The organism is Streptomyces sp. NPDC004838 (genome assembly GCF_053600955.1).
The window spans coordinates 58,621-85,620 of sequence record NZ_JBSGAW010000001.1 but is presented as its reverse complement, the minus strand read 5'-3'; the positions used below and the strand labels follow the sequence as shown (position 1 = coordinate 85,620).

The following is a 27,000-nucleotide window of genomic DNA, read 5'->3' as shown; positions in this document are numbered from 1 at the left end:
GCCACCATGGCCTACCTCGACCACGCTGCGACCACTCCGATGCTGCCGGAGGCCGTCGAGGCGATGACAGCCCAGCTCACCGTCACCGGCAACGCCTCTGCCCTGCACGCCGCCGGCCGGCGGGCCCGCCGCACCGTCGAGGAGGCGCGGGAGACCCTTGCCGAGGCGCTCGGCGGACGCCCCAGCGAGGTGGTCTTCACCTCGGGCGGTACCGAGGCCGACAACCTCGCCGTGAAGGGCCTGTACTGGCAGAGGCGGGACGCCGACCCGGCCAGGACACGCGTACTGGCGAGCCCTGTCGAGCACCACGCCGTCCTCGACGCCGTCGACTGGCTCGGCGAGCACGAGGGCGCGACCGTCGAGTACCTGCCCGTGGACGCCAACGGGCGGGTACACCCCGAGGCCCTGCGCGAGGCCATCGAGCGCAACCCCGACGACGTCGCCCTCGCCACCGTCATGTGGGCCAACAACGAGATCGGCACGGTGATGCCGGTCGCCGCGCTCGCCGCCGTGGCACGAGAGTTCGGCATCCCGCTGCACGCCGACGCCGTCCAGGCATTCGGCCAGCTCGACGTCGGGTTCGCCGACTCCGGGCTCGCCGCCATGACCGTCTCCTCCCACAAGATCGGCGGCCCGTACGGCATCGGCGCACTGCTGCTGGGCCGGGACTACACCCCCGTCCCCGTACTCCACGGGGGCGGCCAGGAGCGGCACGTACGCTCCGGGACCCTGGACGTCCCCGCCATCGCCGCCTTCTCCGTCGCCGGTCGGCTCGCCGCCGAACGCCGCGGGGAATTCGCCCGCGAGATCGGTGCCCTCCGCGACGAGCTGATCGACGCCGTCCGTACCGCGGTGCCCGACGCGATCCTCGGCGGCGACCCCGAGGACCGGCTACCGGCCAACGCGCACTTCGCCTTCCCCGGCTGCGAGGGCGACTCGCTGCTCCTGCTCCTGGACGCACAGGGCATCGAGTGCTCCACCGGGTCGGCCTGCACGGCAGGGGTGGCCCAGCCCAGCCATGTGCTCCTCGCGACGGGCACCGACCCCGGCCTGGCGCGAGGGACCCTCCGCTTCACCCTCGGTCACACCTCCACCACGGCGGACGTGGAGGCGGTCGCGAAGGCGATCGGCCCGGCGGTGGAACGGGCCCGTACGGCGGGTCTGAGTTAAGACTGACACCCCGCCCGACCTGCCCGCCAGCGATTGGCGACACCACGCCACAACCGGAACCCGCCCACCCACAACGCCCACCCACGCCTACCGGCAACGTCCACCCGCGATGCTCGCCCCGCACACCGACCGGCTCGCACGCCCACCGACCCATGCGCCGTGCCCGTCGGCTACGCCCGCCCACAGCACGCCGCCCCTCGAGGACCCCGACCCGACCCGGTCCAATCCGGAACTGTCCCCTCCGGGCCCATCCGAGAGCCGACCCGGACCCATCCGACCCGACCGGGTCCGCACCTCGGTCCCCGCTCGGCCCGCCCCCCGCCCGCTACTCCGCCCCCTGCTCGGCCTTCTCCTCCGCTTTCCGCTCCGCCGCCCGCCGGGCCTCCGGCATCGCCGCGCGCACCAGCTTGATGTACCGGTCCCAGTCCCAGTGCGGCCCCGGATCCGTGTGATCCGTCCCCGGCACTTCCACATGCCCGATGATGTGCGTGCGGTCCACCGGCAGCTCGTACCGCACGCATATCCCCGCCGTGAGCCGCGCCGACCCCTCGTACATCGCGTCCGTGAAGTCCTGCGGCCGGTCCACGAAGCCCTCGTGCTCGATTCCGATGCTGCGCTCGTTGAACGACCGGTTCCCCGCGTGGAAGGCCACGTCCAGCTCGCGGATCATCTGGGCCACATGTCCGTCCTTGCGCACGACATAGTGCGTCGCGGCCCCGTGCCCCGGATTCTTGAACACCCTCAAGGCCGTCGGATAGCTGCCCTGCACGACATGGATGATCACCCGGTCGATGCGGTAGTCGTCGGGGCGGTCAGCGAGCCGCCAGTTCGCCCGCGAGGCCGCCGTCCACTCCGCGCCTATGTGGTCCAGCTCACCCTCCTTGCGCGGTTTGGCCATCCCCGGCATCTGCCACCACAGCCGTCCCAACTCGTCGCGGGCCAGCACACCGCCGCCCACCAGGGCGGCCGCGCTCCCGATCAGCAGAGCCCGCCTGCCGAGCGGGCCTTTGCCGCTCTTTCCCCCGCCGCTTCCCCGTCTGCCGCGCCCGCGCCCCGGACCGCCGCCGAGCCCTTCGCGCTTCGCATCGCTTCCCATGCGCTCTTCAACGCATACTCGCGAGCCGTCGGTTCCCCGGGCCCGTACCCTGGTGAAGCTATGACTCAGACTTCCCAGCGCCCGCTCCGTGTACTCGCCGCCATGTCCGGCGGCGTGGACTCCGCCGTAGCCGCCGCCCGAGCCGCCGAAGCCGGCCACGATGTGACCGGTGTGCACCTGGCGCTCTCCGCGAACCCGCAGTCGTTCCGTACGGGAGCGCGCGGCTGCTGCACCATCGAGGACTCACGTGACGCGCGCCGTGCCGCGGACGTGATCGGGATCCCGTTCTACGTATGGGATCTCGCGGAGCGCTTCCGCGAGGACGTGGTCGAGGACTTCATCGCGGAGTACGAGGCGGGCCGCACGCCCAACCCCTGTCTGCGCTGCAACGAGAAGATCAAGTTCGCCGCTCTGCTCGACAAGGCGCTCGCGCTCGGCTTCGACGCGGTCTGCACCGGTCACTACGCCTCCGTCCTCCTCAAAGAGGACGGCAGCCGCGAGCTGCACCGCGCGAGCGACATGGCCAAGGACCAGTCGTACGTCCTCGGAGTGCTCGACGAGCGCCAGCTCGCGCACGCGATGTTCCCCCTCGGCGACACCCTCACCACCAAGGACGAGATCCGCGCGGAGGCCGAGCGCCGGGGCCTGGCCGTGGCGAAGAAGCCCGACAGCCACGACATCTGCTTCATCGCCGACGGCGACACGCGGGGCTTCCTCGCCTCCCGTCTCGGCGGCACGGCCGAGGGCGACATCCTCGACGAGTCCGGTACGAAGGTGGGCACCCACGAGGGCGCCTTCGGATTCACCATCGGCCAGCGCAAGGGCCTGCGCATCGGCCACCCGGCCGCCGACGGCAAGCCCCGCTACGTCCTCGACATCTCCCCGGTGAACAACACGGTCACCGTCGGCCCCGCGGAGGCCCTCGACGTCACCGCCCTCACCGCGATCAAGCCCCGCTGGTGCGGAGCCGCCCCGGACGGCCCGGGGACGTACACGGCACAGCTCCGCGCCCACGGCGGCGAGACCGAGGTGACGGCCGCCATGGAGGACGGCGAGCTGCGGGTGAGCTTCACCGAGCCGGTGCGGGGCGTCGCCCCCGGCCAGGCGATCGTGCTCTACGACGGCACCCGTGTGGTGGGCTCGGCGACGATCGCGACGACGTCGCGCACGGCCGTGTCGGCGGCCTGACGACCTGGCCCGCCAGCGGCCACCCGCAGTTGCCGTGGCACCGGCGCGTTTCGACCGGGCCTCATGGGCTCCCTGCACAAGGGCACGACGGCACGAGTCACCGGCACCGGAACGCCCGAGGCGGCGACCTCCGCGGAATGACCTCCGACCCTGTCCGTACCCGGTGGCACACCACCCCCGTACCCGAAGCCACCGCCCTGTCGGCCGTCGCGACACCCCAGCCCCAGGCGTGCGATGAGCCGTCGGACCGGGAGCCGTCGGACCGGGAGCCGTCGGACCGGGAGCCGTCGGACCGGGAGCTGTCGGGCCGGAAGGCCGCGCGGACCGGAAGGCCGCGAACCCGCGTGGACGCGCGTTGTCCGAGCCCCCCGCGCCCGGACAACGCGCAGCTCTCAGCCGGAGAAGAACTCCTCCAGCACCGGGGCCAGCGCATGCGGCGCCACCTCGTGCGTTTGACCCGTAAGGGTGCGGTGGCAGCCGCGCGGCAGCGCGGACGCAGCCGAACGCGCGGCCTCCCGCATCCCCTGGGGGCTCGCACCGCCGTCGACGACCATGGCGCGCACGGCGACCTCGTGCAGCAGACAGACGGGGATCGAGCCGTCGCCCATCACCTCGTAGTCGTACGGAAGGGTGTGCGCCACCGACTCCAGATCGGCCCACACGGGGGAGTGGCGCATCTGCTCCATCACCTCAGCGGGCACCCCGACCTCGGCGAGGAAGAGCGCCAGCGCCGCGCCGGGCTCTCCCGCCGCCACGTGTTCACGGGTCCGTACGACGAACTCCCGTGGCGCACCCCCGGGCCGGGCGGTCGGGTCGAAGGGCGGCTCGTACAGGGAGAGCCGGTCGATGGGCAGCCCCGCTGCCGCCGCCCGGAGCGCGAGCACGCCCCCCGACGACATCCCGTGCACCCTCGCGCTGCCGCCCGCCTCCTCGATCACGGCCGCCAGATCCTCGATCTCGCGCTCCACCGCGTACTGCGCGGTGTCGCCGCTGCCGCCGCGGCCACGGCGGTCGTAGGTGAAAACGCTGAAGCGCGACGCCAGGAGCGACGCGAGCGCGGATTCCGTCGCCGCCGTGGACAGCGCGCCGCTCACGAGCACCACCGAGGGTCCCTCGCCCCGCCGTTCGTACGCGATGACCGTGCCGTCCCCCGACTGGGCCTTGCCGAGCGTCCGGTTCCTGTTGTCCATACGAGTGCGGACCGGCGACCGGAGCGGAACTCATCGCTCACCCCATGATTTTCTCTCGCGTCCGAACTCGCGTCCGAAGGTGTCGGCGGGGGCGATGGCCCCGGACGGTGTGCTGCGGCTCGTTCCCGGAGTGCGAGCATGGGCGCCATGGCTACCCATCTCATCACCGGTTCCGGCTCCGGCATCGGTGCCGCCGTGACGCTCCGGCTCCATCAGCGCGGCGACGATCTCGTACTGCTGGCGCGTGACGCCGGACGCGCGAAGGAACTCGCGGCCGAGTACCCCGGTGCCCGTACGCTCGTGGCGGATCTCGCGGACCCCGACCGCATCTCCTGGGCGTTCTCGCACCAGCCCATGCCGGACCGGATCGACTCCCTGCTGCACATCGCGGGCGTCATCGACCTCGGCCCCGTGGCCGAGCTGCGCCCCACCACCTGGCACCAGCAGCTCAACGCCAATCTCATCGCGCCCGCCGAACTGACCCGGTTGCTGCTGCCGCAACTGCGCGCCGCCCGCGGCCATGTCGTGTTCGTGAACTCGGGCGCCGGTCTCGCCGCCCACGCGGACTGGAGCGCGTACGCGGCCTCCAAGCACGGCCTCAAGGCGCTGGCCGACTCCCTCCGGCAGGAGGAGCACGGCAACGGAGTCCGCGTGACCTCCGTGTACCCCGGACGCACCGCGAGCCCCATGCAGGCGAAAGTGCACTCCCAGGAGGGCAAGGAGTACGACCCGGACCGCTGGATCGAACCGGACTCGGTCGCCACCGCGATCCTCACCGCGATCGATCTGCCGCGTGACGCGGAGATCAACGACCTGACGCTACGGCCCGGACGCTGAGCCCCACGGGCCTCCCCGGCCCCACGGCCACACCGGCTCTCCACCTGCCCCACCGGCCCTCCCCCCACCTCGCTCCCGCCCTGGCAGCCGTCGGCCGCCGACCCTCGACACCCACGGCCCAACCGGCACGTACGCTTCCGGGGTGAGTGAGAAGAGCGAGTTCACCTGGGGCCCGGCCACCGGCGTCGGCTCCATGCCCGGCGGCGACGCCCGCGAGAGCGTGAAGACCGTCGCCGGGTCCTTCGAGGACTTCCCGCACCTGCCCGAACTGCCCGCCCGAGGACCCGGCTCCGACATGATCGGACGGACCCTGGGACTGCTCGTCGAGCTGTACGCGCATGTCGAGCCCAGCGGCTGGCGGGTCAGCGACCGGCCGGGACGCGACACCCGGCGCGCCCGTTCCTGGCTCGGCGAGGACCTCGACGCGCTGGAGGAGTTCGCAGGCGACTACGAGGGCCCGCTGAAGGTCCAGGCCGTGGGGCCGTGGACGCTTGCCGCCGCGCTGGAACTGCGCGGCGGCGAGGCGGTTCTCTCGGACCCCGGCGCCCACCGGGATCTCGCCGCCTCGCTCGCGGAAGGGCTCCGTACGCATCTGGCGGACGTCCGCCGCCGGGTACCCGGCGCGCGGGTGGTGCTCCAACTCGACGAACCGTCGCTGACCGCCGTGCTGCGCGGGCAGGTCAGGACGGCGAGCGGATACCGCACCCACCGGGCGGTCGACCGGCAGCTCGTCGAGGCCACCCTGCGCGAGGTGATCGGCGGCGAGAGGGTCGTCGTCCACTCCTGCGCCCCCGAAGTGCCGTTCGCACTGCTGCGGCGGGCCGGGGCGGCGGGGATCTCCTTCGACTTCGATCTCCTCACCGAGCGTGATGATGATCTGATCGGGGAGGCGGTCGAGAGCGGCACCAGGCTGTTCGCCGGGGTCGTGCCGTCCACGGACACGGCATTGTCGGACCCGGCAGGTAGCGTCATGGGTGTCAGGATGTTGTGGCGCAGGCTGGGGCTGAAACCGGGGACTCTGAGCGAGTCCGTGGTGATCACACCCAGCTGTGGCCTGGCGGGCGCCTCACCGGCGTACGCGCGGGCGGCGCTCGCCCACTGCGTCCGGGCCGCGAGTTCGCTCGCGGACAACCCTGAGTAATGGGGTCACGGGGAAGAGCCGGGGAATCGGGAGGATGAATCGGTGACTGGCGAAGAGCGGACGGGACTGCCCGCCCAGGACGACGCGGACTTGCCCGCACGGGACGAAACGGACCCGCCCGGGCAGGACGAAACGGACTCGCCCGCGCGGGACGGTGCTGACCTGCCCGCGCGGGATGACGTGGACTTGCCCGCACAGGCACGGGAGCAGCATGCCCAGATCGCCGAACAGGTCGAGGAGCACCGCTTCCGGTACTACGTGAAGGACCAGCCGGTCGTCAGCGACAGCGAGTTCGACCGGCTGATGCGCTCGCTCGAAGCGCTGGAGGACCAGTACCCCGCCCTGCGTACGCCCGACTCGCCGACCCAGAAGGTCGCCGGGCACTACGAGACGGATCTGGCGAAGGTCGAGCACCGCGAGCGCATGCTCTCCCTCGACAACGCCTTCGACGAGGAGGAGCTGACCGCCTGGGCCGAGCGCGTCGAGCGCGAGGTCGGCACCTCGGACTTCCACTTCCTGTGCGAGCTGAAGGTCGACGGGCTCGCCGTGAACCTGACGTACGAGCACGGTCGGCTGACCCGTGCCGCGACCCGCGGCGACGGTCGCGTCGGAGAGGACATCACACCGAACGTCCGCACCATCTCCGACATCCCGGACCGGCTGCACGGCGACCGGATCCCGGAACTGGTGGAGATCCGCGGCGAGGTCTTCTTCCCGATGGACAAGTTCCAGGAGCTGAACGCGAGACGCGTCGCGGCGGGCGAGCAGCCGTACGCCAACCCGCGCAACTCCGCGTCCGGATCGCTGCGCCAGAAGGATCCGAAGGTCACGGCGACCCTCCCGCTGCACATGGTGGTGCACGGCATCGGCGCGCGGGTGGGCTTCGACATCAGCTGTCTGTCGCACGCGTACGACCTGCTCCGGGAGTGGGGCCTGCCCACGGCCCGGCACAACAAGGTCGTGGACTCACTCGACGGCGTACGGGAGTTCATCGCCCACTACGGCGAGAACCGGCACTCCATGGACCACGAGATCGACGGAGTCGTCGTCAAACTCGACGAGATTCCGCTCCAGGGCCGGCTCGGCTCCACCGCGCGGGCGCCGCGTTGGGCGATCGCCTGGAAGTACCCGCCGGAGGAGGTCAACACCAAGCTGGTCAACATCCGCGTGGGTGTCGGCCGCACGGGCCGGGTCACTCCGTACGCACAGGTGGAGCCCGTCAAAGTGGCGGGCTCCGAGGTCGAGTTCGCCACCCTGCACAACCAGGACGTGGTCAAGGCCAAGGGCATCCTCATCGGGGACACCGTGGTGCTGCGCAAGGCGGGGGACGTCATCCCGGAGATCCTCGGGCCGGTCATGGAGTTGCGGGACGGCACCGAGACGCCTTTCGTGATGCCGGCCCGTTGCCCCGAGTGCGGGACGCAGTTGCAGGCCATGAAAGAAGGCGACGTCGATCTGCGCTGCCCCAACGCCCGGTCCTGCCCTGCGCAGTTGCGGGAGCGCCTGTTCTATCTCGCGGGCCGCAGATCGCTGGACATCGAGCACTTCGGCTATGTCGCGGCGGCGGCGCTGACCAAGCCCCTGGAGCCGTCCGAGCCACCGCTCAAAGATGAGGGCGATCTCTTCGACCTCACCATCGAACGGCTGCTCCCCATCAAGGCGTACGTCCTCGACCAGGACAGCGGACTGCCGAAGCGGGACCCGAAGACGGGCGAGGAGAAGATCGCGACGGTCTTCGCCAACCAGCAGGGCGAGGCCCGGAAGAACGCGACGGCGATGCTGGAGAACATCGAGGCGGCCAAGAACCGCCCGCTCGCCCGGATCCTGACCGGGCTCTCCATCCGCCATGTCGGCCCGGTCGCGGCCGAGGCGCTGGCCCGCGAGTTCCGTTCCATCGAGCGGATCGAGCAGGCGAGCGAGGAGGAGTTGGCGGCCACCGACGGTGTCGGCGGCATCATCGCCGCCTCGCTCAAGCAGTGGTTCGCCGAGGAGTGGCACCAGGAGATCCTGCGCAAGTGGCGGGCGGCCGGGGTCCGGATGGAAGAAGAGGGCGCCGGGGAGGACGTGGGGCCCAGACCGCTCGAAGGTCTCACCGTCGTCGTCACCGGAACGCTGGAGAACTACACCAGGGATGGCGCAAAAGAAGCCCTTCAGAGCCGAGGCGCGAAAGTGACCGGATCCGTTTCGAAGAAGACGGGCTTCGTGGTGGTCGGCGACAACCCCGGTTCCAAGTACGACAAAGCGATGCAACTGAAGGTGCCGGTTCTGGACGAGAACGGCTTCGCGATCCTGCTGGAACAAGGACCGGATGCGGCTCGTGAGGCGGCAGTGCCTGAAGAGGCGTGACAGAGGGGGCGCATACGGGGCGCGGGGGAGGCTCGCGCGAGTAGTCGGAAGGGGCGCGCATGGCGGGAACAAGACGTCCTCCGGCCAGGGGGAACGACCGGTAACAGTCACCCGTTCAGCGCATAGCAGATGGAGAAGGGTGGCCGGGTCGCATTCGGGCAAGAGCTGTAGAGCGCTGCCCGTCGGAGCCTCCTGCCGCCTACTGTTGAGACGTGCGCCTGTCGTGCACGGCTGCGTGGTGGGATTTCAGTCGTGGTGGCATGACCACGGGAACCATCGCGAGACATCGGCACCGCCGGCTGTGAGAGGGACGGGAATGGAACCGACCGAGAGCGCTGCCCCGGTCCCACGGCCGCGTGCATTCGCGGCCCTGGCCGGCGGCCTTGCGGGCATATCGCCGGGACTGCCCGTCGCCGTGATCGCGGGAGCCGCCCTCGTCACCGCCACCGCGGTCGTCAGCGCGGTGCGCGACGGACGAGGGCTGTTCCCGGGCTCCACGACGGGCTGGGCGTTCGCCCTGCTCACCGGGATCATCGTCGGCCATCTCGTCGCTCTCGGCCGTGACCGCTGGTGGGGCGGCACGGGCTCCGGCGCGGCCCTCACCGTCGCCGTGCTGCTGCTCTACGGGTGGGTTCCGGCCGCGCTCGTCAGCCTGGCCGTCGTCACCCTGGTGGGCGCCGCCCGCCGCCACCGCTGGCGTCAGGGCCTGGTGCACGGGTCCGTGGACATCCTCGGCATCGGGGCATCCGCCCTCGTCCTCTGGCTCTTCGGCCGGACGCCGAGCGTCGAAGAGCCCTGGTCGCCACTCGACTGGGGTATAGGGGCCGTACCGGAAGTGGTCCTCGCGGCCATGACGTATCTCGCGGTCACCCGCCTCCTTCTCTGGTACGTGCTGGCGCCCCATGCCGGCGGCTTGCCCACGATCGCCCGTACGGCCCTGCTGCGGCAGGGCCTTGTCGCGGTCGCCCTCCTCGGCATCGCCCCACTCGTCTGCGTCGTGGCGGTGACCCTGCCGCCGGCGCTGCCCCTCTTCGCCGTACCGATGATCGCCCTCGACTCCACCCTGTGGATCGCCAGGGCCAGGGCCGAGGAGCAACTGCGGGACCCGCTCACCGGACTGCCCAACCGCCAGTGGCTGCTGGAGCGGACCTGGGCCGCGCTGGACGAGGCGGAGAGCGACGGCTGCCGTGCCGCGCTCGTGCTGATCGATCTCGACCGATTCCGTTCGGTCAACGACACCCTCGGGCATCTCGCGGGCGACCGGCTGCTGTTGCAGATAGCGCACCGGCTGCGGCACGCCCTTCCGCGTGGGGCCGAGGCGGCGCGGCTCGGCGGCGACGAGTTCGCCGTACTGCTCCCCACCGCCGACTCCATCACCAGCGCACAGCGCGTCGCCCGACAGCTCGCGTCCGAGCTGTCCTCGCCGCTCGATCTGGACGGGCTCACGCTCGTCCTGGAGGCGAGCGCCGGAGTCGCCGTCTTCCCGGAGCACGCGCTGGACGCGGAAGGTCTGCTGCGCCGCGCCGATGTGGCGATGTATCAGGCCAAGCGGGACCGCACGGGTGTCGAGGTCTACGAGTCCAAGCGGGACAGCAACACCCCCGACCGGCTCGGCCTTCTCGGAGATCTGCGGCGGGCGCTGGACGCGCGGGAGGTGGAGTTGCACTACCAGCCCAAGGTCCGCTTCGACGGTCAGGTCGCGGGGCTGGAGGCGCTCGTCCGCTGGGTCCACCCGGACCGCGGCCGGGTGCCGCCCGACGAGTTCATCGCGATCGCCGAGTCCTCCGGTCTCATGCCGCATCTGACGGAATATGTGCTGGACACGGCGCTCGCACAGGTCGCGAAGTGGCGCGAGCAGGGGCTGAATGTGCCGGTCGCCGTCAATGTCTCCCCCCGCGACGTCCACACCCCCGGCTTCGCCGGGGCCGTCGCCGCGCGTCTGGCCCGGCACGGTGTGCCCGCCGGGTCGCTTCAGCTGGAGATAACCGAGCACGTCCTGCTGGAGGACCCCCAGCGCGCCGCGGACACGCTGGCCGGGCTGACGGACCACGGCGTGCGCATGTCGCTCGACGACTTCGGCACCGGATACTCGTCCCTCGTCCATCTGCGCCGACTGCCCGTCAGCGAGCTGAAGATCGACCGCTCCTTCGTCGCCCGCCTCGCGGTCGACAACCAGGACGCGGAGATCGTCCGCTGCACCGTGGACCTGGCGCACTCGCTGGGGCTGCTGGTGGTCGCGGAGGGCGTCGAGGACGACGAGACCTGGGAGCGGCTGCGGGATCTGGGCTGCGACGCGGTGCAGGGGTGGCTGGTCGCCGCTGCGATGCCGCCGCAGGAGGCGACGGCATGGCTCCGGGCACGGGGGGAAAGGGGCTGGCACCGCCAGCGGGAGTCGTCGGCGGCGCCGGTGGCATCCACATCGGCGGCCGCGCCTTCGCTGCCCTCCGCCACGGCCGCGGTCGCGGCTTCGAACGCTGCGCCGGCACCCGCCTCGGCGGCTTCGGCTTCGGCCTCGGCTTCTGCTTCGGAGGCGAGCGAGCCTTCGGGGCGGACGGTTCTGCCGTAGCGGTCGCCTGAGCGGGGCGCGTGCCCGGCTCTGCCCGCCGGCAGCCGACCGGAGGCTCCGCCCGTGACCGCGCGACGTCCTCCGGGCTGGTCCTCAACCGTCGGACGGGCCGGACCAGCCCACTCCGGGCCTCGCTCATGGCTGCGGCGCGTCGCGGATTCTCGGGGAGGCCGGGGCGGCAGGGCCCGTACGGCGGGCAGCAGGCCACCGGACCTCTGCCCCGCGCGGACGCCCCTGCCCGCGGCGGCGGGCGCGGACAGCCCTTAGCGGAACCGGGCTCTCGTTCAACCGTTTCGTGTGCACGGGGGGCTGCCCCATAGGATTGGAGCCAAACCACACACACTCACCCCTGAGGATCGCTGCATGGCTGGCATTACGCGCGAGGAGGTCGCCCACCTCGCCCGGCTGGCGCGTCTGGAGTTGTCCGGCGCGGAACTCGATCACTTCGCCGGTCAGCTCGACGACATCATCGGCGCGGTCGCCCGCGTCGCCGAGGTCGCCGACCAGGACGTGCCCCCGACCTCCCACCCGCTGCCGCTGACGAATGTCATGCGCGCGGACGAGGTCCGTCCGTCGCTCACCCCCGAGCAGGCGCTCTCGGGCGCCCCGGCCCAGGAGCAGCGGCGTTTCAAGGTGCCGCAGATCCTGGGGGAGGACTAACACCATCATGACGGACATCATCAAGCTCACCGCGGCCGAGATCGCCGCGAAGATCGCCACGGGTGAACTGACGGCGGTCGAGGTCACCGAGGCCCATCTGGCCCGTATCGACGCTGTCGACGAGAAGGTGCACGCCTTCCTGCACGTCGACCGGGACGGAGCGCTCGCGCAGGCCCGCGCCGTCGACGCCAAGCGCGCGGCGGGCGAGAAGCTCGGCCCGCTCGCGGGCGTGCCGCTCGCGCTGAAGGACATCTTCACCACCGAGGGCATCCCGACGACCGTCGGCTCCAAGATCCTCGAAGGCTGGATCCCGCCGTACGACGCGACCCTGACGCGGAAGCTGAAGGAGGCCGACGTCGTCATTCTCGGCAAGACGAACATGGACGAGTTCGCCATGGGATCGTCCACCGAGAACAGCGCGTACGGACCCACGGGCAACCCCTGGGACCTGACCCGGATCCCCGGAGGCTCGGGCGGCGGATCAAGCGCCGCGCTCGCCTCGTACGAGGCCCCGCTCGCCATCGGCACGGACACGGGCGGTTCGATCCGCCAGCCCGCGTCCGTCACCGGAACGGTCGGCGTCAAGCCCACGTACGGCGGAGTCTCCCGCTACGGAATGGTCGCGTTCTCGTCCTCGCTGGACCAGGGCGGCCCCTGCGCCCGTACGGTCCTGGACGCGGCGCTGCTCCACGAGGTCATCGCCGGTCACGACCCGCTGGACTCCACCTCCATCGACGCCCCGGTCCCGGCCGTCGTCGACGCGGCCCGTAACGGCAGTGTGGAGGGCATGCGCGTCGGCGTCGTCAAGCAGTTCCGCGGCGAGGGCTATCAGGCCGGAGTCGTCCAGCGCTTCGACGAGGCCGTCACCCTGCTGAAAGAGCTGGGCGCGGAGATCATCGAGCTGGACTGCCCGTCCTTCGACCTCGCCCTCTCGGCGTACTACCTGATCGCGCCGTCCGAGTGCTCCTCGAACCTCGCCCGATTCGACGCCATGCGCTACGGCCTGCGCATCGGGGACGACGGTACGAAGTCCGCCGAGGAGGTCACCGCGCTCACCCGTGAGGCGGGCTTCGGCGACGAGGTCAAGCGCCGCATCATGCTCGGCACGTACGCGCTCAGCTCCGGCTACTACGACGCGTACTACGGCAGCGCCCAGAAGGTCCGTACGCTGATCACGCAAGATTTCGAGCGCGCGTTCGAGCAGGTCGATGTGATCGTCTCGCCGACGACTCCGACGACCGCGTTCCCGATCGGGGAGCGCGCCGACGACCCGATGGCGATGTACCTCGCCGACCTGTGCACCATCCCCGCCAACCTGGCAGGCAACGCGGCGATGTCCCTGCCGTGCGGCCTGGCACCGGAGGACAACCTTCCGGTCGGGCTCCAGATCATCGCCCCCGCCATGAAGGACGACCGGCTGTACAAGGTCGGCGCGGCCGTCGAGGCCGCCTTCGTGGAAAGGTGGGGGCACCCGCTGCTGGAGGAGGCTCCGTCGCTGTGAGCGTCGCGCGCTCGGCCTCCGGTCCGCGGATGTCGATGATGGCTGTACCTCTGCGCCGAGTGGGCGGAGAAGCGAACGGAGGAACGCTGTGAGCGTCGCGCGCTCGGCCTCCGGTCCGCGGTTGACGATGATGGCTGTACCTCTGCGCCGAGTGGGCGGAGAAGCGAACGGAGGAACACAGTGAGTGCACTGAACAAGGCCAAGAGCTTCAAGAAGTCGAAGGCCGGCACCTACCTGTCGATCGGCACCACCGCGTTCGGCGCTGTCGGAGTCTTCAAGCAGGCGAAGAAGGCCCGTAGCGAGCACGACACGCTCCGGCTCGTCGACGCAGCGATCTCCGCCGCCGCCATCATCACGGGCGTCGCCCTGCTGGTACGCGAACTGAAGCGCATCGGCGACGACGACGTGCTGTTCGGCTGAGAGAGCCGAGAGCTGAGAGGGATAGTTTCACCGTGACCGTCACTGAACTGGTGTCGTACGAGGCGGCTCTTGCCGGGTACGACCCTGTCATGGGCCTTGAGGTCCATGTCGAACTCGGTACGAAGACCAAGATGTTCTGCGGCTGTTCCACCGAGCTGGGCGCCGAGCCCAACTCGCAGACCTGCCCCACCTGTCTTGGCCTTCCCGGCTCGCTCCCGGTCGTCAACGCGACCGGAGTGGAGTCCGCCATCAAGATCGGTCTCGCGCTGAACTGCGAGATCGCCGAGTGGTGCCGTTTCGCCCGGAAGAACTACTTCTATCCGGACATGCCGAAGAACTTCCAGACCTCCCAGTACGACGAGCCGATCGCCTTCAACGGTTATCTGGACGTTCAGCTGGAGGACGGCGAGGTCTTCCGGGTGGAGATCGAGCGCGCCCACATGGAGGAGGACACCGGCAAGTCGACGCATGTCGGCGGTGCCACCGGCCGTATCCACGGCGCGTCCCACTCCCTGCTCGACTACAACCGCGCCGGCATCCCGCTGATCGAGATCGTCACCAAGCCGATCACCGGTGCCGGCGAGCGCGCGCCCGAGGTCGCCAAGGCGTATGTGGCCGAGCTGCGCGAGCTGATCAAGGCGCTCGGCGTCTCCGAGGCCCGCATGGAGATGGGCCAGATGCGCTGTGACGTGAACCTGTCGCTGATGCGCAAGGACGCGGACCGGTTCGGTACGCGGAGCGAGACCAAGAACGTCAACTCGCTCCGTTCGGTCGAGCGCGCCGCCCGGTACGAGATCCAGCGGCACGCCGCCGTACTCGAAGCCGGGGGCACGATCGTCCAGGAGACCCGTCACTTCCACGAGGAGGACGGTTCCACCACCTCCGGCCGGGTGAAGGAGGAGGCCGAGGACTACCGGTACTTCCCGGAGCCCGACCTCGTACCCGTCGCACCGTCCCGCGAGTGGGTCGAGGAGCTGCGGGCGTCTCTGCCCGAGCTGCCGCGCCTGCGCCGGAACCGCCTCCGCGAGGAGTGGGGCGTCTCCGAGCACGACATGCAGTCGATCCTCAACGCGGGCGCTGTCGATCTGATCGTCGCCACGACCGAAGCGGGCGCGCCCGCCGACCAGGCGCGTAAGTGGTGGATGGGTGAGCTGGCCCGTCACGCCAACGAGTCCGGCCGGGGTCTGGACGAACTGCCCATCACCCCGGAGCAGGTGGCCAGGGTCACCGTCCTCGTCGCCTCCGGGGATCTGAACGACAAGCTGGCGCGCCAGGTCATCGAGGGCGTCCTCGCAGGTGAGGGCGACCCCGACGCCGTCGTCGACAAGCGTGGCCTGAAGGTCGTCTCCGACGAGGGCGCGCTCGGCGCGGCCGTCGACGAGGCCATCGCCTCGAACGCGGCCGTCGCGGACAAGATCCGCGGCGGCAAGGTCGCGGCCGTCGGCGCACTGGTCGGCGCGGTCATGAAGGCAACGCGCGGCCAGGCGGACGCGGCGCGCGTCAAGGAGCTGATCCTGGAGAAGCTCGGCGTCGCCGAGGGCTGACGGCATCAGCTGACGGCATCAGTCGTCCCGCACGAGGGGCGGTCGGCACCGACGGGTGCCGGCCGCCCCTCGTGCGCACTCGCGTGGACGAGGCGGTGAGCTGGGCCCGGCGTCCGTCGCCTGCACCGCGCCCCGCGCCCCGCGCCCCACGCCCCACGTGCCGCTTCCCGCTCCCCGCTCCCGCTTCCCATTCGCCCGCACTCGCCCGTGTGTTCGCTGCCCGGATCGCGACGGCCGTACCGGATCGCGACCCGTGAGCTAGTGGCGTATCCCCAGGCCGGGCAGCAGCAGCTCACCGCGGTCCTTGCAGCTGACGTCCCGTGCTCTCAGCTCCTTCGGCTCCCGGGTGCCGCGTGCTCTCAGCTCCGCCAGTGCCAGCCGCGCCGCCTCCACGGTCTCGGGCCGCTCCGGCTCGGGGAACTCGGCCTGCCACCAGCCGCGGTCGCGGGACTGCCAGCCGCGTGAGCGCATCAACAGGGCACGTTCCGGGCTGTCCTCGCCGTCACGGTCGTCCACCGAGACATGCAGCCCGTCCTCCAAGGAGTACGAGATCTGCAACTGGCGGCCCCGGTCGGCCGCGCTGGTCAGGGAGAACCCCGCCCAGTCGCCGCCGACCTGTACGGGAAGCTGCTCGACCCAGGCGGCCAGCATCAGCTGAAGCGCGCTCTCGAAATGCTCCAGACAGGAGGCCATCCGGCCGCCGGTGCGCTCCACCGGTCGCTCACCGGGGCCGCCGCGGTCCAACTGCCAGATATACGGCAGGAGATCGAAGCCATGCGGCTCGGCCGCCCCCCAGCCGCCGCCCCAATCGAAGCTGCGGTGCTCCGCGTGCTCCAGGAAGTCCGTGTTGTGGACCGAGAGCAGGGCCCAGTGCGTGGTCCCGTGCAGCAGAACCGTCCTCCTGGCGTCCCGCCAGCGGACATTGGGCCCGTGCGCCGAGCCGCCGTAGACCGTCGGCTCTCCGATACGGTTCACAATCGCCGCGTACACCTGGTGGAAGGCGTCCCGCCGTTCCCGAAGGGAGGCCATCGGGTCATAGGCGAGCACCGGCACAGGAGCGCGGCCGAAGTACGCCCCCGGCGCATCGTGCAACATCAGGGCGAACTCCGCCGCGCGGCCCGGGTCAAGGGTCGGCTGATTGGTCCCCGTGGTCTCCATGCCGTCCATCGTGCCAGCCGTCACCGACAACTGACCGGCCCGTGACGGACCACTGTCGGACCTTCCCCTTCGGGCACCGGAACCGCGCCCCTTGTCATGTACGGAGTCGGTGGAAGGCGGGGTGCGCTGACGGGGTGCGCACAGACACCCGGCCCGGTTCCTCCGGTCGTGGACCGGCGACCAGGCCATGGTACGGAGAGCCACGGAGGGCCACGGTGGGGCACGGACGGACCCGGCGGGCGGGCGGTGGCATCTCCTGAACCGAGTGGTGTGTTTCATCGCTGTCATGGGTTTTGCCGCACTTGAATCTCTGAGGCGCGCATCACTGCCTTCAGGCAGCACGCCGGGCCCCGGTGCTCCCGTTCCCCGTTGTGAGTAAACCCACGAAACGGGGTGGAAGGGGCAAACGATCACCATGGACTGCCAGAGTGGGTCTCAGTAGCGTCATCAGTTTCGAGTTCTTTGCGTTCTTTGAGTTCATTCGGGCTGTTCCCGATCAAAGATCCGTGAACCACCCAGGGAGCACGTCCGTTGGCAGCAATCGCCCGGTGGTGTATCGCGCACCGCCTCGTCACCGTGCTCATCTGGCTGCTCGCCTGTGCCGGGGTCGCGGTCGCGGCGGGGATCGCGGGAAGCTCCTACTCCAACGACTACGAGGTCCCCAGCACCGAATCGGGCCGCGCCACCGCTCTCATGACAGAGGGCTTCCCGGAGCAGTCCGGCGACAGCGACACCATCGTCTGGCACAGCGAGTACGGCAGCGTCCGCGCGGCCCCCGTGCGTGAGCACATGGCCCAGATGCTCGACTCGGTCGCGGGACTCGACGGGGTCGCGACCGTCGGCAGCCCGTACGGAGCCAAGGGCGGCGGGCAGATCAGTGAGGACGGTCACACCGCCTACGCCACCGTCACCTTCGACCGGCGCGCCGACTCCGTACCGGAATCGCAGATCGAAGCCGTGATCGACACGGCGAAGGCCGCGCAGACCGATGGCGTCCAGGTCGAACTGGGCGGCACGGCGATCGGCCTGACCGAGTCGTCCACCGGTCATATCGCCGAGATCGTCGGCGTGGCCGTCGCCGGGGTCGTCCTCTTCCTCGCCTTCGGCTCACTCGCCGCCAGTCTGCTGCCCATCGCCACGGCCCTGGTCTCCGTCGGCACGGCGTACTCGGGCATCGTGCTCCTCGGCCATGTGATGACCGTCGCCGACTTCGCCCCGATGCTCGGCATGCTCATCGGGCTCGGCGTCGGGATCGACTACGCCCTCTTCATCGTCACCAGACACCGCAAGAGTCTGCGCGCCGGACTCACGGTCCCCGAGGCCGCCCGGAACGCGGTCGCCACCACCGGACGGGCCGTCGTCTTCGCTGGTGCCACCGTCTGCATCGCTCTGCTCGGCATGCTGATATTGCGGCTCAGCTTCCTCAACGGCGTCGCGATCGCGGCCGGCCTCACCGTTGTACTTACCGTGGCCGCGTCCGTGACGCTGCTGCCGGCCCTGCTGTCCTTCATCGGCATGCGGGCGCTCAGCCGCCGCGAGCGACGGCGGCTGAGCGAGCACGGGCCGGAGCCCGAGGTGCCCACCGGCTTCGCCGCCCGCTGGTCCGCCTTCGTGGAACGCCGCCCCAAGACGCTGGGAGCCGTCGCGGTCGTCGTCATGGCGGTGCTGGCGCTGCCGGCCCTCTCGCTCCACCTCGGCACGTCCGACCAGGGCAACAATCCGTCCTCGTCCACCACCCGCAAGGCGTACGACCTGCTGGCGTACGGCGGCCCCGCGCCGGCCGACGGGACGCCGAAGGGCTCCGGGAACGGCTTCGGGCCCGGCGTCAACGGCCCGCTCACCCTCGTCGCCCGCATCGACGGAACCCCCGACCGGCTCGCCATGGAGAAGCTCCCGGACGCGCTCAGGGGAACCGAGGGGGTCGCGTCGGTCGGCCCGGTGACCGTCAACGGCAGCGGGGACACCGCCCTGCTCACCGTCGTACCCGACTCGGCGCCTCAGTCGAAGGCCACCAGCGCGCTCGTCGACCGTCTGCGCGACGACCTCCTGCCCGCCGCCACGGACGGCACGAGCCTGAACGTCCTCGTCGGGGGTGTGACCGCGGGCTATGACGACTTCGCCGCTGTCATCGTCGGCAAACTGCCGCTCTTCGTGGGCGTCGTGATCACGTTCGGCTCTCTGCTTCTGCTGCTCGCCTTCCGCTCGATCGGCATCCCGCTGAAGGCCGCCGTGATGAACGTGGCCGCCGTCGCCGCCTCCTTCGGAGTCGTCGTCGCGATCTTCCAATGGGGCTGGGGGAGCGAGTTGCTCGGGCTCGGCAGGGCCGGCCCGATCGAACCGTTCCTGCCGGTCATCATGGTCTCCGTCCTCTTCGGGCTCTCCATGGACTATCAGGTCTTCCTGGTCAGCCGGATGTACGAGGAGTGGCTGGAGACCGGCGACAACCGCCGGGCCGTCCGCGTGGGTCTCGCCGAGACCGGCAGGGTCATCAACTCCGCCGCCGTCATCATGATCTCGGTCTTCCTCGCCTTCGTCCTCAGCGGAGACCGGATCATCGCGATGTTCGGCATCGCGCTCGCCGCCGCCGTCGCCCTGGACGCCTTCGTTCTGCGTACGCTCCTGGTCCCGGCCCTCATGCACATGCTCGGCGGCGCGAACTGGTGGCTGCCGGGCTGGCTGGACCGCCGCCTGCCGCGGATCAGCATCGAGCGCCCGGCCTCCCGTACGCGTGCGACGATTCCCGAGCAGCGTCTGGCCGACGACGAGCATCTGGTGCCGTAACCGGTCGAGGCACGAGAGCCGTGGCGGTACAGGAGCGGCGGCGGTACTCAGCGGCAGCACCAGCGACAGACACAGACACAGACAACAGACACGGACAAGGGCAGTGAACGGCGATGTTTGCGATACCCCTGGGTGGTACTGACTCCGGCCCCGTTCCCGGCACCGGTGACCTTGGCTCCGGTTCCGGTTCCGGCCTTGGTTCCGGTTCCGGTTCAGGCGGGGTCGGCCGGGGGACGGCGGAACTCCGCCCGCTGGAGCCCTGGCGGGCCGAGGAATTCCTTGCCCACATCGACCGGGGGCGCGAGTTCATCGGCGGATTCATCGCACTCCCCGACGCCGCCGAGGACCTCGATTCCGCGCGAGCGTTCCTCCAGTCGTACGCCGACAAACAGGCCGCCGACGCCGGGCGGATCTACGGGATCTGGCTGGACGGGACGCTCGTCGGCGGGGTGCTCTTCCGGACCTTCGACGCCGCCTCGGGGACTTGCGAGGCCGGCTGCTGGCTCGAACCGGCGGGTGTGGGCCGGGGCCTGGTCACCCGCGCCGTGCGGGTGCTCATCGACTGGGCCGTGGGGGAGCGGGGCATCCATCGCGTCGAATGGGTGGTCTCCTCCGGGAACACCGCCAGCATCAGGGTCGCCGAACGGCTGGGCATGCAGCGGGACGGGATTCTGCGGGAGGCGTATCCGTACCGGGGCGTACGGCACGACTTGGAGGTCTGGTCGATGCTGGCACCGCGATGGCGGGAACTGACGGGTGTCCGCGAGGCATCCTGAGGCCCTTCGGGCTCCCTGTGAGGGCTGATCGTCCCCTTTGGGGAGTGATCGTCCCCTTCGGGAGGGCGCGCGTTAAGGGGACTCTCAGACAGGCCCCCTACCGTGCGCCGAATGAACCCCACAGACACCGACAAGACCACGGGAACCACCGCTCCGCCCGAGGACGGGGAACGTACCACCGAGGCATCCGGGACGACCGCCGGAGCGACCGGCCCCACAGAGGCGTCGAAGGCCGCCACGGACGGCGCCGGAGCCGAGAACGCCACCGAGGACAAGGACGCTGACGGCAACGACCACCCCGACGGCTTCGACGACTTCGACGACGATGAAGATCACGAGAGCCTCGAGGACGAGGAGACTCCCCGTGGCTCCTCCGGGCTGCTGTCCGCCGCCGCGTCCGTCATCGCGGCCGGACTCGGCGTCGTGGGCCTCAGCGGCAGCTGGGTCGGGCGGATCGCCGCCGAGCGCCAGACCCTGATCGGCCAGATCAAGACGTCCCAGGGCACCCCGGCCGAGCAGATCTCGGCGATCTACGGGGACGCCTGGCACACCACAGCGCTCGTCAACGGCGGTTTCGCGTTCCTCGCCCTGCTCATCGGCCTCGCCGTGCTCACCCGGCCGGCCAAGCCCGGCTGGGTGCGGGCCTTCGCCCTCGCCGCGGCCGCACTCGGCGGCATCGGGCTGCTCGTCTCACTCGGCATGTACTTCGACCTCCTGCTGTCGTTGCCCAGCGCCGGTTCCTGAGCCGGGTGGGCGATAGGGAAAATCCCTGGTGAGGGCCGTGTCCGGGTGATCTGATGAGCAAATGGACCACGACGGGATGATCGCCCTGTTCGATCGCCGAATGCGCCGCGACGCCACCGATGACACCCCTGGAACCCGGATCGAACGGGTCGGCGATGTGGTGCGCCAGACCGGTCCCGACTGGAACGGCATCCTCTGGTCGCGTCTGGACCGCGCCACCGCCGACACCGTCATCGCCGAGCAGCTGGCGTACTTCACGGCGCTCGGCCGGGACTTCGAATGGAAGCTGTACGCCTACGACCGCCCCGACGACCTCGGCGACCGGCTGCTGGCGGCCGGCTTCACCGCGGAGCCCGAGGAGGCGTTGATGGTCGCCGAGATCGCGGAACTGTCCAAGGACGCCGGGCTGCCGGACGGCGTAAGGCTGGAGGAGGTCACCGACCGGGCCGGTGTGGAACTGATGGCGGACGTGCACGAGCAGGCATTCAGCACGAGCGCCGACGAGGTGCGGGGACAGCTCCTGGCGCAACTGGGCCAGGAGCATGCGGTGCTCAACCTCGCCATGGCCGGTGAGACGCCGGTGTGCGCGGCTCGTCTGGTACTCGTCCCCGGTACGGAGTTCGCCGGTCTGTGGGGCGGTGGCACATTGCCGGCCTGGCGGGGCCGCGGAATCTACCGTGCCCTGGTCGCCCACCGCGCCCGGCTCGCGGCCGACCGGGGCTACCGCTTCCTCCAGGTCGACGCCTCCGAATACAGCCGCCCGATCCTCGAACGCCTCGGCTTCGAGAAGCTGAGCGCGACGACCCCTTACCTCTACGAGGTCCGGGCGGACGTCCCGGAGGGCGCCGGCGAGCGGACGAGCTGAGATCCGTGGGACCGGGCCCGGTCGGCACAGGACCCGCTGCCCCGGATCCTCCTCCACAGGGCGCCGCGGCTGAGCCCTTGGCACTCAGGGGTCAGGGCTCAGGACCACGGAAGCGGAGGATCCCGATGTCTGCGGGCCCAGTGCTCAATGTCAGCGCGGAGCCATGGAACCGGCCGGAAGATCCAGCTCACCGGTCGCGTTCCGGACCAGGCCCCTCCGTTTCTTTGCTGACTTCTCCGCTTTCCCCGCTCTCCGTGTTCTCCGCGTTCTCCGTGCTCTCCGGGTTTCCTGGGCCTTCCGCACTCTCCGGGGCTCCTGGGCTCTCTGTGTCCTCCGGCCCGTTTTGAGCGGCGGCCCGCATGACGACCTTGCCCGACGCGAGGTCTATCGGCCCCCGGCCCGGGTCGCCGTCACCGACGTCCGTCCTGGTCAGCGCCAGCCGATTCCGCTCGTCATCCGTGTGCTTCCTGCCGGGGGCGAAGAGCTGCTCGAAGATATTGAACACAGGCGGCACATCCCTATTTCACCTCCAGCTGGAGGATCCTGTCGTCCCCTGCCTCGGGCGATCCCCTGCCATCAGTCTCGCTGGTGACCAGGAGAATCTTGGAGCCGCCCGCCGGAACGACGGTACGGAGTCGGCCGTACTCTCCTTCCAGGAACGATTGGGGGTCGGCCAGGGGTTCCGTGCCCGCGAGAGGGATCCGCCAGAGCCGCTCTCCCCTCAGCGCGGCCATCCAGATCGAGCCCTCCGCGTACGCGATACCGCTGGGAGACGCCTCCGAGGTCTTCCACTGGGCCACCGGGTCGACGAACCCGGACTTGCCGCCCTTGCCCTCCACCTCCGGCCAGCCGTAGTTCTTACCCGGTTCGATCAGATTCAGCTCGTCCCAGGTGTTCTGTCCGAACTCCGCCGCCCACAGTCGCTTGGCGGAGTCCCAGGCCAGGCCCTGCACATTGCGGTGCCCAAGGGAATAGACGAGTGAATCCGCCTCGGGGTTGCCGGGCGCGGGCCGGCCCTCGGGGGTCATCCGCAGGATTTTGCCCGCCAGTGACTTCCGGTCCTGGGAGAGTCCCGTGTCCCCTGTCTCGCCCGTGCCCGCGTAGAGCATCTTGTCGGGGCCGAACGCGATCCGCCCGCCGTTGTGGATGGCTCCCTTGGGGATGTCCCGCAGGATCGTGTCCGGAGCGCCCAGCTGCTGCCCGGCCGGCTTTCGCTCGTCGTACAGCAAGCGGGCGACGCGGTTGTCCGATTCGGTGGTGAAGTACGCGTACAGCTGGCGGTCGGAGGCGAAGTCGGGCGAGAGCGCGAGGCCCAGCAGACCGCCCTCACCTATGGGGGAGACGCCCGGAATCGAGCCGATGGCGGTCTGCTTCCCGCTCTCCGCGTCGACGCGGGTGACCGTGCCCTCGTCGCGCGAGGCGACCAGCAGATCGCCGTCCGGCAGCGCGGTCACCCCCCACGGCGACTTCAGCCCCTCCGTGACCGTGGACACCACCTTCGCGGAGCCCTTGGCGGGCGGCCCCGATCCGGTCGCAGTGCCGCCGGAGGAGCCCGCTGACGGATTCGCCCCCGCCGAGGGCGTCCCGTCCCCGACGCTCGGCGTCTTGTCCTCACCGGATGAGCACCCTGTGGCGAACAGCAGGACGGAAGCGGCCAGGACGGCCGTCACACCAGGACGTCGCACGATTCTGATCCCTTCGGCGGCTCCGTTTGAGCGCGTTCCTACCTTTCTTACACCGCCCGAGTCCCGGAGGTTCCCGATCTTCCGGCCCGGTTTCCGGCCCGGTTTCCGGCCCGGTTCCCGTGTCGGTTCCCGGCTCGGTTCCGGTCCGCTCTACAGGGAGACACGGGGGCGTCCCGGCGGCTGGGGCGGCCCCCGCTCCAGCCCGGCGGACTCGCGTTACTCGCCCCGGATTCCCCCGGAATCCACCCGACGCACCGAATCCCACGCCGCGTCTTCCGCACGGCGCCCCTCCCGCACGCGACGCACCAGAACCGGCGGCAGTCCCCTCCGATACTCGTGGTGACAAGGCGATACTCGCGGTGAGGCGGCGCTGCCCGCGTGAGGCGATCCCGTGGTGATACGCGAGCCCGATCCGCCCGGTTCAGTCCCAGGAGCCTCGAGGACGAGGCAGCCCCGCGATCTCCCGCTCGTCCCGTTCCGAGAGAGCGAGCCCCACCGAGGCCGCGTTCTCCAGCGCCCACTTCTCGCGCTTCGTGCCGGGCAGCGCCACCACATGGCGGCCCCGGCCCAGCACCCACGCCAGTGCGACCTGCGCGGGAGTGGTGTCGGGACCATGGCGTCTACCGACACGGCGGAGGCCGGCCACCACCGGCTGGTTTGCCGCCATCATCTCCGCGGTGAAGCGGGGATGACGCGCCCGCACATCGTCCGGTTCGAAGCCCTGTCCCGGGGTCAGCGTCCCGGTCAGATAGCCGTTGCCGAGCGGCATCGCGGCCAGGAACCCCACCCCCCGCGCCGCGCACCACGGCAGCAGCCGCTCCAGAGCCTCGGGTGACCACACCGACAGCTCCGCCTGTACCGCGCTCACCGGAAAGACCTGTTGCAAACGCTCCAGCTGCCGGATCGTTCCGCCGTACAGGTCCCCGGCTCCGGACGGTTCCGATCCGGACGGACCCGATCCGGACCGACCGGATCCGGACGGTGCGGACCGCCACGGTGCGGACCGTGACGGTCCGCGGCCTGCGACGACGCCTCCCGAGCCGCCCGCCCCGCCACGCGTCACGCTCCCGTGCCCGCCACCCGCGTAGGCGGATCCGCCGCGCGCTCCCACCGCGCACAGCCCCAGCGCCCGTACCTTCCCGGCGCTCACCAGCTCCGCCATCGCGCCCCAGGTCTCCTCGACCGGCACCTCGGGGTCGGCGCGATGCAGTTGGTAGAGATCGATCACATCGGACTGCAGCCGCCGCAGCGACGCGTCGCACGCGCGCTTCACATAGTCGGGCCGCCCATTGGCCACCACATGCTGATCGCCGACGAGGAGTCCGACCTTGGTCGAGACGAACGCGTCACGGCGGCGCTCCCGCAGCACCCGGCCGATGAGCAGCTCATTGGTGAAGGGACCGTACATATCGGCCGTGTCCAGCAGGGTGCAGCCCGCGTCCAGAGCCGTGTGGACCGTGCGCAAGGAGCGGTCTCCGCGCTGTTGAGAGGTGGTGTAGGCACAGCTCATCGGCATACAGCCGAGTCCCACCGCACCCACCCTCAACGCCGCCGCGCCGATCGTTCTGCGCTCCACCGGTCTCGTACCCCTCCCTCGGCCGCACACCAAACTAGTGCGGTGGTCGGAGAGGTCCGCCGGTGGGCCCGCCGTGTCTGGTACGGTCCGGTCCGGCGTGGCGCGGTGCGGCACGGTCGTCGGGCGTCCGAGGCTCGTACGCGGCCGTACGGACACGCTCCGTTACCACCGCGTGGTGGTGACTCCCGCCCGCAGGACCGTGCGGTCGGGCGGCACTCAGCCGCAGGGCCGCCGGACGCGGACCGGTGACGGCCTCCGGCCACAGAACCGGCCCCCGGGAACCGTCTCGGCGCGCCCGCCTCGGGCCCACTAGCCTCCTGACCATGAAGCAAGACATATGGCTCTCCATCCCCGCCGACGAGATCGAAGGACTTCCCCCGTCCGCCGAATCCGGTTTCGTCTACCGCTTCTGGGACGGCGGCCCGGACTTTCCCGCCGACCCGGCCGACTGCGTCTTCTACACCGTCCCCTATCTGAAGGGGACGGAGACGGCCGTCCGCCCCCTGTCCGCGATGACGTCCCTGCGGATCGTGCAGACACTCTCCGCAGGGATCGACCATGTCGAGCCGGGACTCGGAACGCTCCACTCCGGCGTACGCCTCTGCAACGCCAAGGGCGTTCACGAGGCGTCCACCGCGGAACTCGCCCTCGCCCTCACCCTCGGCTCCCTGCGCGGTCTCCCCGCCTTCGTCCGAGGCCAGGACAGGGAGGAGTGGCGGGCGGGCTTCTACCCGGCGCTCGCCGACAAGTCGGTGCTCATCGTCGGATACGGATCGATCGGCGCGGCCATCGAGGACCGGCTCGCGCCCTTTGAGTGCGCGCGGGTCTCGCGCATCGCGCGCTCCCCCCGCACCACCGAGCGCGGGGAAGTGCGCCCACTCGCCGATCTGCCTGCCCTCCTTCCGGACGCGGACGTCGTGATCCTCTCCACTCCGCTCACCGAGCGGACGAAGGGCCTGGTGGACGCCGACTTCCTGGCCATGATGAAGGACGGCGCACTGCTGGTGAACGTCGCACGCGGCCAGGTGGTCGACACCAAGGCGCTGCTGGCGGAGGTGGAGAGCGGGCGCATCACGGCGGCGCTCGATGTCACCGACCCCGAGCCACTGCCCCCGGCGCACCCCCTGTGGCATGCTCGCGGCGTGCTGATCAGTCCCCATGTCGGCGGTTCCACTTCGGCGTTCCTGCCGCGCGCCAAGCGGCTGCTGGCCCGCCAGCTCACCCGGTTCGCCGCCGGGGAACCCGTCGAAAACGTCGTACAAACAACCGAATAGGCCCCCGGAGCCGGATCCCGGCACACTGCTCGGCCGGTCACTCGACGCCGCCGCGACGGAACGGAGCGATCCGGACGCCGTCGTACTCCGTCACAGGCGAAAACTCTGCGAAGTCATCCGGTCGCCCCGCGCGTCGGCATCCGAAAAGTCGGTCACTGAGAGTAGAGATGCTATGTCCCTGAGTGACCATCCTGGTGTATCGTCCCGACTTGGGGGCTGCACCGGGCATGCGGCGGTGCGGTGACGCGACCTGACTGCCGATCAGACTTCGAGGGGGGCGACGGGCGATGCACGGCCAATGGACAGAAGATCCAACGCGGCGGGGACGCCGACGACCACCCTCGCGCACTCCGAAGCGCGGCCCCGCCCGGACGCTCGATCGGGCACAGGTTCCGAGCCGTGCACGGAGGCGTGGTCCTGCGGCGAGGCGCGGTGCCGTTCGCGGAAGCCGTCCGAGTGCGATCACACCATCCCGTGGCCCG

At 70.6% G+C, this 27,000-nt stretch carries 21 protein-coding genes; 15 read left to right on the top strand and 6 right to left on the bottom strand.

What is annotated here, in order from left to right; genetic code table 11:
- Window positions 1-6: 6 nt before the first annotated feature.
- A complete protein-coding gene (locus ACWEFL_RS00375) occupies window positions 7-1,170 on the top strand; it encodes a cysteine desulfurase family protein (RefSeq protein ID WP_451705245.1) in 1,164 nt (387 codons plus the stop codon).
- Window positions 1,171-1,495: 325 nt separating this feature from the next.
- On the opposite strand, the gene ACWEFL_RS00370 is transcribed toward ACWEFL_RS00375, so the two are convergent.
- Window positions 1,496-2,266: an N-acetylmuramoyl-L-alanine amidase gene (locus ACWEFL_RS00370; RefSeq protein WP_451705243.1), complete on the bottom strand. Its 771-nt coding sequence runs from the start codon at window positions 2,264-2,266 to the stop codon at window positions 1,496-1,498.
- Window positions 2,267-2,326: 60 nt separating this feature from the next.
- On the opposite strand from ACWEFL_RS00370, the gene mnmA reads away from it, so the two are divergent.
- Entirely contained in the window at window positions 2,327-3,454 is a 1,128-nt protein-coding gene (mnmA, locus tag ACWEFL_RS00365) for a tRNA 2-thiouridine(34) synthase MnmA (protein WP_451705240.1), read from the top strand.
- 392 nt (window positions 3,455-3,846) lie between these two features.
- Here the strand turns inward: mnmA and ACWEFL_RS00360 are convergent, their stop codons facing one another.
- Window positions 3,847-4,644 (bottom strand): alpha/beta fold hydrolase, encoded by a 798-nt coding sequence (locus tag ACWEFL_RS00360; RefSeq protein ID WP_451705237.1) that lies wholly within the window; start codon window positions 4,642-4,644, stop codon window positions 3,847-3,849.
- A gap of 147 nt (window positions 4,645-4,791) precedes the next feature.
- Here ACWEFL_RS00360 and ACWEFL_RS00355 point away from each other — a divergent pair, with 147 nt between their 5' ends.
- From ACWEFL_RS00355 to gatB, 8 genes are all read left to right on the top strand, one after another.
- On the top strand, window positions 4,792-5,481 hold the full coding sequence (locus tag ACWEFL_RS00355) for an SDR family oxidoreductase (protein ID WP_451705236.1): 690 nt from the start codon (window positions 4,792-4,794) through the stop codon (window positions 5,479-5,481).
- Window positions 5,482-5,623: 142 nt separating this feature from the next.
- Window positions 5,624-6,622, top strand: a complete 999-nt coding sequence (locus tag ACWEFL_RS00350) for a methionine synthase (RefSeq protein WP_451705234.1) — start codon at window positions 5,624-5,626, stop codon at window positions 6,620-6,622.
- A 162-nt stretch (window positions 6,623-6,784) separates the two neighbouring features.
- Entirely contained in the window at window positions 6,785-8,968 is a 2,184-nt protein-coding gene (ligA, locus tag ACWEFL_RS00345) for an NAD-dependent DNA ligase LigA (RefSeq protein WP_451706140.1), read from the top strand.
- A 316-nt stretch (window positions 8,969-9,284) separates the two neighbouring features.
- Window positions 9,285-11,534 (top strand): putative bifunctional diguanylate cyclase/phosphodiesterase, encoded by a 2,250-nt coding sequence (locus ACWEFL_RS00340; RefSeq protein WP_451705232.1) that lies wholly within the window; start codon window positions 9,285-9,287, stop codon window positions 11,532-11,534.
- A gap of 363 nt (window positions 11,535-11,897) precedes the next feature.
- Window positions 11,898-12,194: an Asp-tRNA(Asn)/Glu-tRNA(Gln) amidotransferase subunit GatC gene (gene gatC / locus ACWEFL_RS00335; protein ID WP_451705230.1), complete on the top strand. Its 297-nt coding sequence runs from the start codon at window positions 11,898-11,900 to the stop codon at window positions 12,192-12,194.
- A 7-nt stretch (window positions 12,195-12,201) separates the two neighbouring features.
- Entirely contained in the window at window positions 12,202-13,695 is a 1,494-nt protein-coding gene (gene gatA / locus ACWEFL_RS00330) for an Asp-tRNA(Asn)/Glu-tRNA(Gln) amidotransferase subunit GatA (RefSeq protein WP_451705228.1), read from the top strand.
- Between the two features lie 180 nt (window positions 13,696-13,875).
- Entirely contained in the window at window positions 13,876-14,115 is a 240-nt protein-coding gene (locus ACWEFL_RS00325; protein WP_451705226.1) for a hypothetical protein, read from the top strand.
- A gap of 32 nt (window positions 14,116-14,147) precedes the next feature.
- On the top strand, window positions 14,148-15,659 hold the full coding sequence (gene gatB, locus ACWEFL_RS00320) for an Asp-tRNA(Asn)/Glu-tRNA(Gln) amidotransferase subunit GatB (protein ID WP_451705223.1): 1,512 nt from the start codon (window positions 14,148-14,150) through the stop codon (window positions 15,657-15,659).
- A 258-nt stretch (window positions 15,660-15,917) separates the two neighbouring features.
- On the opposite strand, the gene ACWEFL_RS00315 is transcribed toward gatB, so the two are convergent.
- Entirely contained in the window at window positions 15,918-16,826 is a 909-nt protein-coding gene (locus ACWEFL_RS00315; protein WP_451705221.1) for a hypothetical protein, read from the bottom strand.
- Between the two features lie 522 nt (window positions 16,827-17,348).
- On the opposite strand from ACWEFL_RS00315, the gene ACWEFL_RS00310 reads away from it, so the two are divergent.
- The 4 genes from ACWEFL_RS00310 (at window position 17,349) to ACWEFL_RS00295 (ending at window position 21,983) form a co-directional block, all read left to right on the top strand.
- A complete protein-coding gene (locus ACWEFL_RS00310; RefSeq protein WP_451705219.1) occupies window positions 17,349-19,598 on the top strand; it encodes an MMPL family transporter in 2,250 nt (749 codons plus the stop codon).
- Window positions 19,599-19,711: 113 nt separating this feature from the next.
- The gene (locus ACWEFL_RS00305) at window positions 19,712-20,374 is read left to right on the top strand and encodes a GNAT family N-acetyltransferase (RefSeq protein WP_451705217.1); all 663 of its coding nucleotides are present in this window, start codon (window positions 19,712-19,714) and stop codon (window positions 20,372-20,374) included.
- Between the two features lie 111 nt (window positions 20,375-20,485).
- Complete coding sequence (locus ACWEFL_RS00300) at window positions 20,486-21,118, top strand: hypothetical protein (RefSeq protein ID WP_451705215.1); 633 nt, start codon at window positions 20,486-20,488, stop codon at window positions 21,116-21,118.
- A gap of 61 nt (window positions 21,119-21,179) precedes the next feature.
- Window positions 21,180-21,983 carry a GNAT family N-acetyltransferase gene (locus tag ACWEFL_RS00295; RefSeq protein ID WP_451705213.1) on the top strand — a complete coding sequence of 268 codons (804 nt, stop codon included), beginning with the start codon at window positions 21,180-21,182 and terminating at the stop codon, window positions 21,981-21,983.
- Between the two features lie 187 nt (window positions 21,984-22,170).
- Here ACWEFL_RS00295 and ACWEFL_RS00290 read toward each other — a convergent pair whose 3' ends face one another.
- The 3 genes from ACWEFL_RS00290 to ACWEFL_RS00280 form a co-directional block, all read right to left on the bottom strand.
- On the bottom strand, window positions 22,171-22,488 hold the full coding sequence (locus ACWEFL_RS00290; protein ID WP_451705211.1) for a DUF6191 domain-containing protein: 318 nt from the start codon (window positions 22,486-22,488) through the stop codon (window positions 22,171-22,173).
- A 13-nt stretch (window positions 22,489-22,501) separates the two neighbouring features.
- Complete coding sequence (locus tag ACWEFL_RS00285) at window positions 22,502-23,668, bottom strand: PQQ-dependent sugar dehydrogenase (protein ID WP_451705208.1); 1,167 nt, start codon at window positions 23,666-23,668, stop codon at window positions 22,502-22,504.
- A gap of 421 nt (window positions 23,669-24,089) precedes the next feature.
- Window positions 24,090-25,244, bottom strand: a complete 1,155-nt coding sequence (locus ACWEFL_RS00280; protein WP_451705206.1) for an aldo/keto reductase — start codon at window positions 25,242-25,244, stop codon at window positions 24,090-24,092.
- 323 nt (window positions 25,245-25,567) lie between these two features.
- Between ACWEFL_RS00280 and ACWEFL_RS00275 the strand changes: the two genes are divergently transcribed.
- On the top strand, window positions 25,568-26,518 hold the full coding sequence (locus ACWEFL_RS00275) for a 2-hydroxyacid dehydrogenase (RefSeq protein WP_451705203.1): 951 nt from the start codon (window positions 25,568-25,570) through the stop codon (window positions 26,516-26,518).
- Window positions 26,519-27,000 lie beyond the last annotated feature (482 nt).